Source organism: Halomonas sp. SIMBA_159, from assembly GCF_046536035.1.
GTDB classification, from domain to species: domain Bacteria; phylum Pseudomonadota; class Gammaproteobacteria; order Pseudomonadales; family Halomonadaceae; genus Vreelandella; species Vreelandella venusta_A.
Genome location: NZ_JAWJBT010001526.1, coordinates 1 through 239, shown reverse-complemented (window position 1 = coordinate 239; position 239 = coordinate 1). Strand labels below are relative to the sequence as shown.

Here is a 239-nt window from a genome sequence, read left to right as displayed (position 1 = left end):
GATGTCACCAGAACACCGGCAAGAGCGGCATCGTCGAGGTAGCCACGACGGCAGAAGTCGTCGATCACGTCGTCGATCACAGCGTTATCGAGCCCGTGCCCCCTCAGCGCCTGACGCGCTTCGGAGACCGAGAGAGATCGAGTCCGCAGCTTTCTCACGAGGGACTCCTCGGCCGCCGTGCGGATCTCGTCGAGCTCTCCCGGCTCCTCAGCAATTCCCTGCGCGACGGGTGGGATCCC

1 protein-coding gene is annotated in these 239 nt (G+C 64.9%); it reads right to left on the bottom strand.

Annotated features, from left to right (window positions below; genetic code table 11):
- On the bottom strand, positions 1-239 hold a 239-nt coding region (locus tag R0J87_RS24335; protein WP_498889619.1), incomplete at both ends, for a hypothetical protein.